Origin of the sequence: Citrobacter telavivensis (genome assembly GCA_009363175.1) — a bacterium.
GTDB lineage: Bacteria > Pseudomonadota > Gammaproteobacteria > Enterobacterales > Enterobacteriaceae > Citrobacter_A > Citrobacter_A telavivensis.
In genome coordinates, this window is the sequence record CP045205.1 from 4,200,833 (window position 1) to 4,214,150 (window position 13,318).

At 54.5% G+C, this 13,318-nt stretch carries 11 protein-coding genes, 7 tRNA genes and 1 pseudogene; 16 read left to right on the plus strand and 3 right to left on the minus strand.

Going from position 1 to position 13,318, the window contains the following annotated elements; genetic code table 11:
• The first annotated feature begins 54 nt into the window (after positions 1-54).
• Genes nagA through nagD form a run of 3 tightly spaced genes read left to right on the plus strand, consistent with a single transcriptional unit; the run spans position 55 to position 3,231 of the window.
• Entirely contained in the window at positions 55-1,203 is a 1,149-nt protein-coding gene (nagA, locus tag GBC03_22585; protein QFS72793.1) for an N-acetylglucosamine-6-phosphate deacetylase, read from the plus strand.
• 8 nt (positions 1,204-1,211) lie between these two features.
• Entirely contained in the window at positions 1,212-2,432 is a 1,221-nt protein-coding gene (gene nagC / locus GBC03_22590) for a DNA-binding transcriptional regulator NagC (protein ID QFS72794.1), read from the plus strand.
• Between the two features lie 46 nt (positions 2,433-2,478).
• Complete coding sequence (gene nagD / locus GBC03_22595) at positions 2,479-3,231, plus strand: ribonucleotide monophosphatase NagD (GenBank protein QFS72795.1); 753 nt, start codon at positions 2,479-2,481, stop codon at positions 3,229-3,231.
• Positions 3,232-3,299: 68 nt separating this feature from the next.
• Here the strand turns inward: nagD and GBC03_22600 are convergent, their stop codons facing one another.
• A complete protein-coding gene (locus GBC03_22600; protein ID QFS72796.1) occupies positions 3,300-3,446 on the minus strand; it encodes a peroxiredoxin in 147 nt (48 codons plus the stop codon).
• A 39-nt stretch (positions 3,447-3,485) separates the two neighbouring features.
• Here GBC03_22600 and GBC03_22605 point away from each other — a divergent pair, with 39 nt between their 5' ends.
• Complete coding sequence (locus GBC03_22605; GenBank protein QFS72797.1) at positions 3,486-5,150, plus strand: asparagine synthase B; 1,665 nt, start codon at positions 3,486-3,488, stop codon at positions 5,148-5,150.
• Here the strand turns inward: GBC03_22605 and GBC03_22610 are convergent.
• Positions 5,089-5,277, minus strand: a pseudogene (locus tag GBC03_22610) (hypothetical protein). The gene GBC03_22605 and the pseudogene GBC03_22610 sit on opposite strands and share 62 nt — an antisense overlap.
• A 97-nt stretch (positions 5,278-5,374) precedes the next feature.
• Here GBC03_22610 and GBC03_22615 point away from each other — a divergent pair.
• The 7 genes from GBC03_22615 to GBC03_22645 all read left to right on the plus strand — a co-directional run bounded on the left by GBC03_22615 (position 5,375) and on the right by GBC03_22645 (position 6,098).
• A tRNA-Met gene (locus tag GBC03_22615) sits at positions 5,375-5,451 on the plus strand.
• A gap of 8 nt (positions 5,452-5,459) precedes the next feature.
• A tRNA-Leu gene (locus GBC03_22620) sits at positions 5,460-5,544 on the plus strand.
• Positions 5,545-5,567: 23 nt separating this feature from the next.
• Positions 5,568-5,642, plus strand: a tRNA-Gln gene (locus tag GBC03_22625).
• Between the two features lie 36 nt (positions 5,643-5,678).
• Positions 5,679-5,753, plus strand: a tRNA-Gln gene (locus GBC03_22630).
• A 19-nt stretch (positions 5,754-5,772) separates the two neighbouring features.
• Positions 5,773-5,849: transfer RNA gene (locus GBC03_22635), tRNA-Met, on the plus strand.
• A 47-nt stretch (positions 5,850-5,896) separates the two neighbouring features.
• Positions 5,897-5,971: transfer RNA gene (locus GBC03_22640), tRNA-Gln, on the plus strand.
• A 52-nt stretch (positions 5,972-6,023) separates the two neighbouring features.
• A tRNA-Gln gene (locus GBC03_22645) sits at positions 6,024-6,098 on the plus strand.
• 99 nt (positions 6,099-6,197) lie between these two features.
• Here GBC03_22645 and ubiF read toward each other — a convergent pair.
• On the minus strand, positions 6,198-7,373 hold the full coding sequence (ubiF, locus tag GBC03_22650; GenBank protein QFS72798.1) for a 2-octaprenyl-3-methyl-6-methoxy-1,4-benzoquinol hydroxylase: 1,176 nt from the start codon (positions 7,371-7,373) through the stop codon (positions 6,198-6,200).
• Positions 7,374-7,518: 145 nt separating this feature from the next.
• Between ubiF and miaB the strand changes: the two genes are divergently transcribed.
• The 5 genes from miaB to lnt all read left to right on the plus strand — a co-directional run bounded on the left by miaB (position 7,519) and on the right by lnt (position 13,203).
• Positions 7,519-8,943: a tRNA (N6-isopentenyl adenosine(37)-C2)-methylthiotransferase MiaB gene (gene miaB, locus GBC03_22655; GenBank protein QFS72799.1), complete on the plus strand. Its 1,425-nt coding sequence runs from the start codon at positions 7,519-7,521 to the stop codon at positions 8,941-8,943.
• Positions 8,944-9,114: 171 nt separating this feature from the next.
• The gene (locus tag GBC03_22660) at positions 9,115-10,200 is read left to right on the plus strand and encodes an AAA family ATPase (GenBank protein QFS72800.1); all 1,086 of its coding nucleotides are present in this window, start codon (positions 9,115-9,117) and stop codon (positions 10,198-10,200) included.
• A complete protein-coding gene (gene ybeY / locus GBC03_22665) occupies positions 10,197-10,664 on the plus strand; it encodes an rRNA maturation RNase YbeY (GenBank protein ID QFS72801.1) in 468 nt (155 codons plus the stop codon). The genes GBC03_22660 and ybeY overlap by 4 nt, the downstream gene beginning before the upstream one ends.
• A 98-nt stretch (positions 10,665-10,762) precedes the next feature.
• Positions 10,763-11,641 carry a CNNM family magnesium/cobalt transport protein CorC gene (gene corC, locus GBC03_22670; GenBank protein QFS72802.1) on the plus strand — a complete coding sequence of 293 codons (879 nt, stop codon included), beginning with the start codon at positions 10,763-10,765 and terminating at the stop codon, positions 11,639-11,641.
• Positions 11,642-11,664: 23 nt separating this feature from the next.
• The gene (gene lnt / locus GBC03_22675) at positions 11,665-13,203 is read left to right on the plus strand and encodes an apolipoprotein N-acyltransferase (protein ID QFS72803.1); all 1,539 of its coding nucleotides are present in this window, start codon (positions 11,665-11,667) and stop codon (positions 13,201-13,203) included.
• Positions 13,204-13,318: the final 115 nt, after the last annotated feature.

Sequence of the window (13,318 nt, forward strand, 5' to 3'; positions counted from 1 at the left end):
GTCTCCGCCCTGCCACCGTGTTCAGGGCGGCATTTTTTGAAATCGGGGGTCGGAATGTATGCTTTAACCCAGGGTCGGATCTTTACCGGCCACGAAATTCTTGATGACCATGCGATTGTTGTCGCCAATGGCCTGATTGACCGCGTTTGCCCTGTGGCAGAACTGCCGCCAGAGATCGAACAACGTTCAGTGAACGGGGCCATTCTTTCCCCCGGCTTTATCGATGTCCAGCTTAACGGTTGCGGCGGCGTGCAGTTTAACGACACCGCAGAAGCTGTCACCGTTGAAACGCTGGAAATCATGCAGAAGGCCAACGAGAAATCGGGCTGCACCAACTATCTGCCTACGCTGATTACCACCAGCGACGATCTCATGAAACAAGGTGTTCGCGTGATGCGTGAATACCTTGCGAAACATCCGAATCAGGCGCTGGGTCTACATCTGGAAGGCCCCTGGCTAAACCTGGTGAAAAAAGGGACGCACAATCCGCGTTTTGTCCGTCAGCCTGACGCTGCGCTGGTTGATTTCCTGTGCGATAATGCCGACGTTATCACCAAAGTGACGCTGGCGCCGGAAATGGTCCCGGCGGAAGTGATCGGTAAGCTGGCGAACGCCGGGATTGTGGTCTCTGCCGGTCACTCGAACGCCACGCTGAAAGAAGCGAAGGCCGGATTCCGTGCAGGTATCACCTTTGCCACGCATTTGTTCAACGCCATGCCGTATATCACCGGACGTGAGCCGGGTCTGGCGGGCGCGATCCTGGATGAAGCCGACATTTATTGCGGCGTGATTGCAGATGGTCTGCACGTTGATTATGCCAACATCCGCAACGCCAAACGACTGAAGGGCGACAAACTGTGCCTGGTGACAGATGCGACTGCGCCGGCAGGGGCAAATATTGAACAGTTCATTTTTGCTGGTAAAACAATATACTACCGCAATGGACTTTGTGTAGACGAAAACGGGACGCTGAGCGGTTCATCATTAACCATGATTGAAGGCGTGCGTAACCTGGTTGAACATTGCGGCATTGCACTCGACGAAGTGCTGCGCATGGCGACCCTCTACCCTGCGCGCGCCATCGGTGTTGAGAAACACCTCGGCAGTATCGCGGCGGGTAAAGTGGCAAACCTGACCGCTTTCACACACGACTTTAAAATCATCAAGACCATCGTTAATGGTGACGAGGTCGTTACTGAGTAAGAGAAAGTATGACACCAGGCGGACAAGCTCAAATAGGTAATGTTGATCTCGTAAAACAGCTTAACAGCGCGGCCGTTTACCGCCTGATTGACCAGCATGGGCCAATCTCGCGGATCCAGATTGCCGAGCAAAGCCAGCTTGCCCCCGCCAGCGTAACCAAAATTACGCGTCAACTGATTGAGCGCGGACTGATCAAAGAAGTCGATCAACAGGCCTCCACCGGGGGGCGCCGCGCCATTTCTATCGTCACCGAAACCCGCAGTTTTCACGCCATTGGCGTGCGTCTTGGCCGCCACGACGCGACCATCACCCTGTTTGACCTGAGCAGCAAAGTACTGGCGGAAGAACACTATCCGTTGCCCGAACGCACGCAGGAAACGTTGGAACACGCGCTGCTCAATGCCATCACCGCCTTTATCGACAACAACCAGCGCAAGATCCGCGAACTCATCGCCATTTCCGTGATCCTGCCGGGACTTGTCGATCCGGAAAGCGGCAAGATCCACTACATGCCGCATATCCAGGTAGAGAACTGGGGACTGGTTGAAGCGCTGGAAAAACGTTTTCTCGTCACCTGTTTTGTCGGCCACGATATCCGCAGCCTGGCGCTGGCGGAGCACTACTTTGGGGCAAGTCAGGACTGCGAGGACTCTATTCTGGTGCGCGTCCACCGCGGGACGGGTGCCGGTATTATCTCTAACGGCCGGATTTTTATTGGTCGTAACGGTAACGTTGGCGAGATTGGCCACATCCAGGTTGAACCGCTGGGCGAACGCTGCCACTGCGGTAACTTTGGCTGTCTGGAAACCATTGCCGCGAACGCGGCAATTGAACAGCGCGTCCTCAATCTCCTGAAGCAAGGCTACCAGAGCCGCGTTCCGCTGGAAGACTGCACGATCAAAACCATCTGCAAGGCGGCAAATAAGGGCGACAGCCTGGCCTCAGAGGTCATTGAGCACGTTGGGCGTCATCTGGGTAAAACCATTGCGATCGCCATCAACCTGTTTAATCCGCAAAAAATCGTGATTGCCGGTGAGATAACCGAAGCCGATAAAGTGCTGTTACCCGCCATTGAAAGCTGCATTAATACGCAGGCGCTGAAGGCGTTTCGCACAAATTTGCCGGTGGTGCGCTCCACACTGGATCACCGCTCCGCCATCGGTGCCTTTGCGCTGGTAAAACGCGCCATGCTCAACGGTATTTTGCTCCAGCATTTGCTGGAAAACTGATGCGCTCTTATAGTATCGGATTATTAACATATTTCCTGGGTAGTTCATGACCATCAAGAATGTCATTTGTGATATCGACGGCGTGCTGATGCACGACAACGTCGCCGTACCGGGTGCGGCGGAGTTTTTGACTGGCGTAATGGAGAAAGGCCTGCCGCTGGTGCTGCTGACCAATTACCCGTCGCAGACCGGCCAGGATCTGGCAAACCGTTTCGCAACCGCTGGCGTTAATGTACCGGACAGCGTGTTTTATACCTCGGCCATGGCGACCGCCGATTTCCTGCGTCGTCAGGAAGGGAAAAAGGCGTATGTTGTCGGCGAAGGCGCGCTGATCCACGAACTGTATAAAGCCGGTTTCACCATTACTGACGTGAACCCGGACTTTGTCATCGTCGGCGAGACCCGTTCCTACAACTGGGACATGATGCATAAAGCGGCCTTCTTTGTGGCAAACGGCGCGCGCTTTATTGCCACCAACCCGGACACCCACGGCCGCGGTTTTTATCCAGCCTGTGGCGCGCTCTGCGCGGGTATCGAGAAAATCTCTGGTCGTAAACCGTTCTACGTCGGTAAACCGAGTCCGTGGATTATCCGCGCGGCGTTAAACAAAATGCAGGCGCACTCGGAAGAGACGGTGATCGTCGGCGATAACCTGCGCACCGATATTCTTGCCGGCTTCCAGGCGGGGCTCGAAACCATCCTGGTGCTCTCCGGCGTTTCCACGCTGGATGACATCGACAGTATGCCGTTCCGCCCGAGCTGGATTTATCCCTCCGTCGCCGAAATCGACGTTATTTAACCCAGACCACGTCCCAGGACGTGGTTTTTCATTTTTGCCCACCAGAAAAATAATCTCATTCAACGAAATCAGCAAAAAACTGATAATTCATCAATGAATATGCTCAAACCATAATCTTTTTTCACTAATCGGCAATGACCATTGCGTTTTTTCTTTTTCAGACCGCAAACCCCTTGCGCCTCCAGTTCCTTTGCGGCATTTTCTTTAGCAAGCAAACACAAAAAGCATTACGCAACAGGTTAACGGAGAAGGTTATGTGTTCAATTTTCGGCGTATTCGATATTAAGTCAGATGCAGGTGAACTGCGTAAAAAAGCCCTTGAGCTGTCACGCTTGATGCGCCATCGCGGTCCGGACTGGTCCGGCATTTATGCCTGCGATAAGGCCATTCTGGCCCACGAACGTCTGTCAATTGTCGACGTCAACGCTGGCGCGCAACCGTTGTATAACGAAAAGAAAACCCACGTGCTGGCCGTGAACGGTGAAATTTACAACCACCAGGCGCTGCGTGCAGAATATGGCGATCGCTACGCGTTCCAGACCGGTTCTGACTGCGAAGTGATCCTCGCGCTGTATCAGGAAAAAGGCGTGGAATTTCTCGACGATCTGCAAGGAATGTTTGCCTTCGCGCTGTACGACAGCGAACAGGATGCATATCTGATTGGCCGCGACCACATCGGCATCATCCCGCTGTATATGGGTTATGACGAGTTCGGCAACCTGTACGTCGCGTCAGAAATGAAAGCCCTGGTGCCGGTGTGCCGCACCATTCAAGAGTTCCCGGCGGGAAGTTATCTCTGGAGCAAAGACGGTGAAATCCGTCAGTATTATCAGCGTGACTGGTTCGATTTTGACGCGGTAAAAGATAACGTTACTGACAAAAACGAACTGCGTCAGGCGCTGGAAGACTCCGTCAAAAGCCATCTGATGTCTGATGTACCTTACGGTGTACTGCTCTCTGGCGGCCTGGATTCCTCCGTTATCTCGGCGATCACCAAAAAATTCGCCGCCCGTCGTGTGGAAGATGACGAACGTTCTGAAGCCTGGTGGCCACAACTTCACTCCTTCGCCGTCGGTCTGGAAGGGGCTCCGGATCTGAAAGCCGCGCAGGAAGTGGCGAACCACCTGGGGACCGTACACCATGAAATTCACTTTACGGTACAGGAAGGGCTGGACGCGATCCGCGACGTGATTTATCACATCGAAACCTATGACGTAACCACCATTCGCGCCTCGACGCCGATGTATTTAATGTCGCGTAAGATCAAAGCGATGGGTATCAAAATGGTGCTGTCCGGCGAAGGGTCTGATGAAGTGTTCGGCGGCTACCTCTATTTCCATAAGGCACCAGACGCCAAAGAACTGCACGAAGAAACCGTACGTAAGCTGCAGGCGCTGCATATGTTTGACTGCGCCCGCGCTAACAAGGCCATGTCAGCCTGGGGAGTGGAAGCTCGCGTCCCGTTCCTGGATAAGAAGTTCCTCGACGTGGCGATGCGCATTAACCCGGAAGATAAAATGTGCGGCAACGGCAAGATGGAAAAACATGTCCTCCGTGAATGTTTCGAATCCTATCTGCCGGCAAGCGTTGCATGGCGTCAGAAAGAGCAGTTTTCCGACGGCGTGGGCTACAGCTGGATCGACACCCTGAAAGAGGTGGCCGCTGAGCAAGTTTCCGATCAGCAACTGGAAACCGCCCGCTTTCGCTTCCCGTACAATACGCCGTCTTCAAAAGAAGCGTATCTGTACCGCGAGATCTTCGAAGAGCTGTTCCCGGTACCGAGCGCCGCAGAGTGTGTCCCGGGCGGTCCCTCCGTCGCCTGCTCTTCAGCTAAAGCGATCGAATGGGACGAAGCGTTCAAAACCATGAACGATCCATCGGGTCGCGCAGTGGGTGTTCACCAGTCCGCTTATCAATAAGCAACACTGATGAAAAAGGGCCTTTCGGGGCCCTTTTTTGATCGTGAAAAACAGTTCAGAAAGCGATTAATAACCAATAATTGCCGAATATTGCGTCACGCTGTTCGCAACCTAACCAAACAGTCACATTCCGGCCGTTTTCGATGAAAAAGGGGTTGACGCTTCAAGGCTCAATACGCATAATGCGCCCCGCAACGCCGATAAGGTAACGCGCGAAAAAAGAGGGCTACGTAGCTCAGTTGGTTAGAGCACATCACTCATAATGATGGGGTCACAGGTTCGAATCCCGTCGTAGCCACCATCTTTTTTGCGGGAGTGGCGAAATTGGTAGACGCACCAGATTTAGGTTCTGGCGCCGCAAGGTGTGCGAGTTCAAGTCTCGCCTCCCGCACCATTCCCATAAAAGCGTTGCACGGATGGGGTATCGCCAAGCGGTAAGGCACCGGTTTTTGATACCGGCATTCCCTGGTTCGAATCCAGGTACCCCAGCCATCTTTCTTCGAGTTTGCGGATTGCCGCGACGGTCATTGGGGTATCGCCAAGCGGTAAGGCACCGGTTTTTGATACCGGCATTCCCTGGTTCGAATCCAGGTACCCCAGCCATCGAAGAAATGCAGTATTTGGCTACGTAGCTCAGTTGGTTAGAGCACATCACTCATAATGATGGGGTCACAGGTTCGAATCCCGTCGTAGCCACCATATTCAGAACACGTTAGTTCGTTTTAACGGGTTCAAAAACAATTTGTTGGGGTATCGCCAAGCGGTAAGGCACCGGATTCTGATTCCGGCATTCCGAGGTTCGAATCCTCGTACCCCAGCCAAATTTGCAAGACGTTCACGATGTGAATGCAAGAAGTGCCTGAAATTTTAAATTGGGGTATCGCCAAGCGGTAAGGCACCGGATTCTGATTCCGGCATTCCGAGGTTCGAATCCTCGTACCCCAGCCACATTAGAAAAGCTCGCTTCGGCGGGCTTTTTGCTTTTCTGCGTTTATTGCCTGATGGCGCTACGCTTATCAGGCCTACGATCGTAGGCCTGGATTAAAATTACAACCCTAATGCGTATTTCAGCGCCTGACGTTTTAACACGCCAGCGCGTTCTGCCGCCATCAGCCCGAGGTTGCGGATAATCCGCAGCGGCTGCAGGTCATTGCTGAATCCGGCGTAGAACAGATCCATCCCGCTTTGCATGATGAAGTTATCCGCCATGCGTCGGGTCTGATAACGCTTCAGTACCGGCTGGCTCGCCCAGGACTCGCCATAACTGCGGGCATTAATCAATACATCGATCAATACATCCACATCGCGATAGCCCAGATTAACCCCCTGCCCGGCCAGCGGATGGATGGTGTGCGCCGCATCACCAACCAGCGCCAGACCCGGCTGCACATATTGCAGGGCGTGACGACGCGTCAGCGGAAACGCGCCTGCTGCGACGGGCATCACCTGTCCCAGACGTGTCGGGAAGTGCTTTGCGATCTCCGTCTGAAGCTGCGACATATTCAGCCCCTGCAACTGACGGATCCGCGCCGGTGAGTCATACCACACCAGCGACGCCCAGTGGTCGAACAATGGCAGAAACGCGCGCGGGCCGTCCGGGGTGAACTGCTGCCAGGTACTGTTGCCAGGGTCGTTCTCGCACTGCACGGTAATCAGCATGCAGGATTGCGCATACTGCCAGGCGTGAATGCCGATGCCAGCCATCTGCCGCACCTGCGAATTTGCGCCATCCGCGCCAATCACCAGTTTGGCGGTGACTCGTTCGCCACCTACCAGCTCAAGCTCATGACGATCGTTATGACGATGCAGCGCAATCAGCGAGGCCGGAACCCGCAGCGTCACTTTGGGGTGTACTTCCAGCGCCTGCCAGAGCGCCCGTTGCAGAATGTTGTTCTCGACCATATACCCAAGCAGTGGCAGCTTCAGTTCGCTGGCATCAAACACCACATGCGCGTTTTCCCACTCCCAGGTTTCCAGCCGCCGATACGGATGACTGCGCATCCCCTGCACAACATCCCAGACGCCAAGCCCTTTCAGTAGAGAAACTGAGGCCGCGCTGATCGCCGAAATACGCACATCCGGCTGGCTGTTTGCGACAAACGGCGCAGGCGCGGCATGTTCGATCACGGTGACCGTGAATCCATGCTGTGCCAGCCCCAGCGCCAGCGCGCCACCGACCATCCCCCCGCCGACAATGGCAATTTCCGTTGGTTGATTTGTCATGGTCAATCATCCTGTTACATGTATTGTGTAAGTTTACAGGATTTTTTACCCCTTGAGGCTGATAACGGTCATACTGGTCACCAGGGCAGCAAAGCATTACACTATGCGCCCTGCAATTCAGCCACTATTTCGCAAGAGCAAGTCGATGACCAAAAAACTCCATATTAAAACCTGGGGCTGTCAGATGAACGAATACGATTCATCGAAGATGGCCGATCTGCTGGATGCCACTCACGGGTATCAACTGACCGACGTGGCGGAAGAAGCGGATGTGCTGCTGCTGAATACCTGCTCAATCCGCGAGAAGGCTCAGGAAAAAGTCTTCCATCAGTTGGGTCGCTGGAAACTCTTAAAAGAGAAAAATCCCGATCTGATTATCGGCGTCGGCGGCTGTGTGGCGTCTCAGGAAGGTGACCACATTCGCCAGCGCGCGCACTATGTCGATATCATCTTTGGGCCGCAAACGTTGCACCGCCTGCCAGAAATGATTAACTCCGTTCGCGGCAACCGTAGTCCGGTTGTTGACATCAGCTTCCCGGAGATCGAGAAGTTTGACCGTCTGCCGGAACCGCGCGCGGAAGGTCCGACCGCCTTTGTCTCAATTATGGAAGGCTGCAACAAATATTGTACTTACTGCGTGGTGCCTTACACCCGTGGTGAGGAAGTCAGCCGCCCGTCTGATGACATCCTGTTTGAAATCGCCCAGCTTGCTGCTCAGGGCGTGCGTGAAGTCAATCTGCTCGGCCAGAACGTTAACGCCTGGCGAGGACAAAACTACGACGGCACCACCGGCTCATTCGCCGACCTGCTGCGTCTGGTTGCCGCCATTGATGGCATTGACCGCATCCGCTTCACCACCAGCCATCCGATCGAATTCACCGACGACATCATCGAAGTCTATCGCGACACGCCGGAGCTGGTGAGCTTCCTGCACCTGCCGGTACAGAGCGGTTCGGATCGCGTGCTGAACCTGATGGGACGTACCCACACGGCGCTGGAATATAAAGCAATTATCCGTAAGCTGCGTGCGGCGCGTCCGGACATTCAGATAAGCTCCGACTTCATTGTTGGTTTCCCGGGTGAGACCACCCAGGACTTCGAGCAGACCATGAAGCTGATTGCCGACGTCAATTTCGACATGAGCTACAGCTTTATCTTCTCTGCACGTCCGGGAACGCCGGCTGCCGATATGGTGGATGACGTGCCGGAAGAAGAGAAGAAGCAGCGTCTGTATATTTTGCAGGATCGCATTAACCAGCAGGCGATGGCCTGGAGTCGTCGCATGCTCGGCACCGTTCAGCGCATTCTGGTGGAAGGAACGTCGCGTAAGAGCATCATGGAGCTGTCTGGCCGTACCGAAAATAATCGCGTGGTGAACTTCGAAGGCGCACCGGAGATGATCGGTAAATTTGTCGATGTGGAAATCACCGACGTCTGGACCAACTCACTGCGCGGGAAAGTGGTGCGCACCGAAGACGAAATGGGGCTGCGCATCGCAGAAACCCCGGAATCGGTGATTGCCCGTACCCGTAAAGAAAATGAGATTGGCGTTGGATTCTACCAGCCTTAATTCTGCTCAAAACGTCAAAATTCCCGATGGCGCTGTGCTTATCGGGCCTACTGGAGCACGACGCTTCATAGGCCCGATAAGGCTCTTGTATTTCCTCTCTACGCCCCCATCTTGATACCAGTGCTTGCGCCTTTACCCCGTGGCGTGAATAATTTCCTGACAGGCCGGTGAATGTTCATCTTCCGGCTCCCTATGCATAAGAGGAACAGTTTGAACACAGACACTCGCGAAATTACCCTTGAGCCGGCAGATAACGCCCGTCTGCTGAGCCTTTGCGGCCCGTTTGATGACAACATTAAACAGCTGGAACGCCGTCTCGGCATCGAGATTAACCGCCGTGACAACCATTTTAAACTGACCGGTCGCCCGATTTGCATCACCGCTGCGGCGGATATTTTACGCAGCCTGTACGTCGATACCGCGCCAATGCGCGGCCAGACGCAGGATATCGAACCGGAACAAATCCACCTCGCGATTAAAGAAGCACGCGTGCTTGAGCAAAGCGCCGAGAGCGTCCCCGAGTTCGGCAAAGCGGTCAATATCAAAACCAAGCGTGGCGTGATTAAGCCGCGTACGCCTAACCAGGCACAGTACATCGCCAACATTCTCGACCATGACATCACCTTCGGCGTCGGTCCTGCCGGTACGGGGAAAACCTACCTCGCCGTTGCCGCTGCCGTGGATGCGCTGGAGCGTCAGGAGATCCGCCGTATTCTGCTGACCCGTCCGGCGGTCGAAGCGGGTGAAAAGCTGGGCTTCCTGCCGGGCGATCTGAGTCAGAAGGTTGATCCGTACCTGCGCCCACTGTATGACGCGCTGTTTGAAATGCTCGGCTTCGAGAAAGTCGAAAAGCTGATTGAGCGCAACGTGATTGAAGTGGCTCCGCTGGCCTATATGCGCGGCCGTACGCTAAACGATGCCTTTATCATTCTTGATGAGAGCCAGAACACCACCATCGAACAGATGAAGATGTTCCTGACTCGTATCGGCTTTAACTCGAAGGCGGTAATTACCGGCGACGTCACGCAGATTGACCTGCCGCGCAACATTAAATCGGGCCTGCGCCATGCCGTTGAGGTACTGGCGGAAGTCGAAGAAATCAGCTTTAACTTCTTCCACAGTGAAGACGTCGTGCGCCATCCGGTGGTTGCCCGCATCGTTAACGCCTATGAAGCATGGGAAGAAGCCGAACAAAAACGTAAAGCTGAGCTTGCTGCAGAGCGCAAGCGTGAAGCTCAGGAACAGGAACAGAAATGAGTCAGGTGATCCTTGATTTGCAACTGGCATGTGAGAACCACAGCGGTTTGCCAGAAGAGAGCCGGTTTCAGACCTGGCTGAATGCGGTCATCCCGCAATTTCAGGAAGAATCAGAAGTGACGATTCGCCTGGTGGATGAAGCCGAAAGCCACGATCTCAATCTGACCTACCGCGGGAAAGATAAACCGACCAACGTGCTCTCTTTCCCGTTTGAAGCCCCGCCAGGTATTGAGCTACCGTTGCTCGGCGATTTGGTCATCTGTCGTCAGGTCGTTGAACAGGAAGCGCAGGAGCAAGGCAAGCCGCTGGATGCCCACTGGGCGCACATGGTCGTCCACGGCAGCCTGCATTTGCTGGGTTACGATCATATCGAAGATGACGAGGCTGAAGAGATGGAAGCCCTCGAGACAGAGATTATGCTTGCTCTGGGCTATGAGGATCCGTACATTGCCGAGAAGGAATAAGCGACCGGGCGAATGCCCGGTGGTTTCCAGTGCTGCCGTGCGCTGAGTTTGCGCGCATTGAGCAAGAGATTAACTAACAAGAGAACCCATACGACGCCATGAGCGACGACAATTCACACAGTAGTGACACGTTAAGCAACAAGAAGGGATTTTTTTCCCTGTTACTGAGCCAACTTTTCCACGGTGAACCGAAAAACCGTGATGAACTGCTGGCGCTGATCCGTGATTCCGGGCAGAACGACCTTATCGATGAAGATACGCGCGACATGCTCGAAGGGGTGATGGACATTGCGGACCAGCGCGTTCGCGACATCATGATTCCCCGCTCCCAGATGATTACCCTGAAACGCAACCAGACGCTGGACGAATGCCTCGATGTCATTATCGAGTCTGCCCACTCGCGTTTTCCGGTGATAAGCGAGGACAAAGATCACATTGAAGGGATTCTGATGGCCAAGGATTTGCTGCCGTTTATGCGCAGCGATGCCGATGCCTTCAGCATGGAGAAAGTGTTACGCCAGGCCGTTGTCGTCCCGGAGAGCAAACGCGTTGACCGTATGCTCAAAGAGTTTCGCTCCCAGCGTTACCATATGGCTATCGTCATCGACGAATTTGGTGGTGTCTCCGGTCTGGTGACCATTGAAGACATCCTGGAGCTTATCGTCGGTGAAATCGAAGATGAGTACGATGAAGAAGATGATATCGACTTCCGCCAACTCAGTCGCCACACCTGGACCATTCGCGCGCTCGCGCCGATCGAAGACTTCAATGAAGCCTTCGGCACCAGCTTTAGTGACGAAGAGGTCGATACCATCGGTGGTCTGGTGATGCAGGCGTTTGGTCACTTGCCCGCACGTGGTGAAACTATTGATATCGATGGTTACCAGTTCAAAGTGGCAATGGCCGACAGCCGTCGTATTATTCAGGTTCACGTCAGAATTCCGGATGACTCCCCCCAGCCAACACTGGACGAATAACACCGAACGGGAAGAAGAACTCAATGGCTTTTGCCTCATTAATTGAACGCCAGCGCACTCGCCTGCTGCTGGCGTTATTATTCGGCGCCTGCGGAACGCTGGCTTTTTCTCCTTATGACATCTGGCCCGCGGCGATAGTCTCGCTGATGGGCTTGCAGGTATTAACCCTGAATCGTCGCCCGCGCCAGTCAGCCGCTATTGGCTACTTCTGGGGACTGGGACTCTTCGGGACGGGAATCAACTGGGTTTACGTCAGTATCGCGCAGTTTGGCGGCATGCCAGGCCCGGTGAACGTTTTCCTTGTCGTGCTGCTCGCGGCGTATCTTTCTCTGTATACCGGGCTGTTTGCCGGCGTACTGGCGCGTCTGTGGCCGAAAACCAGCTGGCTGCGGGTTGCCATTGCCGCGCCGGTGGTCTGGCAGCTAACCGAATTCCTGCGTGGCTGGGTACTGACCGGATTTCCATGGCTGCAGTTTGGCTACAGCCAGATAGACGGCCCGCTGAAAGGCCTGGCGCCGGTAATGGGTGTCGAAGCCATTAACTTCCTGCTGATGATGGTCAGCGGACTGCTGGTTCTCTCGCTGGTCAGCCGTAACTGGCGTCCGCTGGTGGTCGCCGTTATCCTTTTCGCACTCCCCTTCCCGCTGCGCTATATCCAGTGGTACACGCTGGAGCCGGAAAGAATGACCCGGGTGTCGATGGTTCAGGGTGATATCCCGCAGTCGTTGAAGTGGGAAGAAGGTCATTTGCTGAATACGCTTAAGACCTATCTGGATGCGACGCAGCCCGAAATGGGGAAATCGCAGCTGATCATCTGGCCGGAATCCGCTATTCCGGATCTGGAGATCAACCAGCAGCGTTTTCTGGGCATGATGGACGATTTGCTGCGTGCGAAGAACAGCTCGCTGATAACCGGTATTGTCGATGCGCGGCTGAACAAACAGAACCGCTATGACACCTACAACACCATTATCACGCTGGGGAAAGACAATCCTTACCGCTATGACTCAACCAACCGCTACAACAAAAACCATCTGGTACCGTTTGGTGAGTTTGTGCCGCTGGAATCCATTCTGCGCCCGTTAGCGCCGTTCTTTGACCTGCCGATGTCCTCGTTCAGCCGTGGTCCGTATGTTCAACCGCAGCTGCATGCGCATGGTTTAGCGCTGACCGCCGCGATTTGCTACGAGATAATCCTGGGTGAACAGGTGCGCGATAACTTCCGCCCGGATACGGACTATCTGCTGACCATCTCCAACGATGCCTGGTTTGGTAAGTCGATTGGCCCGTGGCAGCACTTCCAGATGGCGCGGATGCGTTCCCTGGAACTGGCGCGACCGCTGCTGCGCAGTACCAATAACGGTATTACGGCGGTGATTGGTCCACAGGGTGAGATTCAGGCGATGATCCCGCAGTTTACCCGTCAGGTATTGACCGCCGATGTGACGCCAACGACAGGCTTAACGCCGTACGCCCGAACCGGCAACTGGCCGCTGTGGTTCATTACCGCGCTGTTCGGTTTTGCCGCCGTGTTAATGAGTTTGCGTCAACGTCGCAGATAACACAGTGCACCATCAAATGTAGGCCGGATAAGGCGGTACGCCGCCATCCGGCGGTTGTGCCACATCGTGCCTGATGGCGCTACGCTTATCAGGCCTACAAACTACCATTCTCCCT

Coding starts and splice junctions, on each gene's coding strand:
- nagA (QFS72793.1), top strand. CDS start 55: ATGTATGCTTTAACCCAGGGTCGGATCTTTACCGGCCACGAAATTCTT.
- nagC (QFS72794.1), top strand. CDS start 1,212: ATGACACCAGGCGGACAAGCTCAAATAGGTAATGTTGATCTCGTAAAA.
- nagD (QFS72795.1), top strand. CDS start 2,479: ATGACCATCAAGAATGTCATTTGTGATATCGACGGCGTGCTGATGCAC.
- GBC03_22605 (QFS72797.1), top strand. CDS start 3,486: ATGTGTTCAATTTTCGGCGTATTCGATATTAAGTCAGATGCAGGTGAA.
- ubiF (QFS72798.1), bottom strand. CDS start 7,373: ATGACAAATCAACCAACGGAAATTGCCATTGTCGGCGGGGGGATGGTC.
- miaB (QFS72799.1), top strand. CDS start 7,519: ATGACCAAAAAACTCCATATTAAAACCTGGGGCTGTCAGATGAACGAA.
- GBC03_22660 (QFS72800.1), top strand. CDS start 9,115: ATGTTCATCTTCCGGCTCCCTATGCATAAGAGGAACAGTTTGAACACA.
- ybeY (QFS72801.1), top strand. CDS start 10,197: ATGAGTCAGGTGATCCTTGATTTGCAACTGGCATGTGAGAACCACAGC.
- corC (QFS72802.1), top strand. CDS start 10,763: ATGAGCGACGACAATTCACACAGTAGTGACACGTTAAGCAACAAGAAG.
- lnt (QFS72803.1), top strand. CDS start 11,665: ATGGCTTTTGCCTCATTAATTGAACGCCAGCGCACTCGCCTGCTGCTG.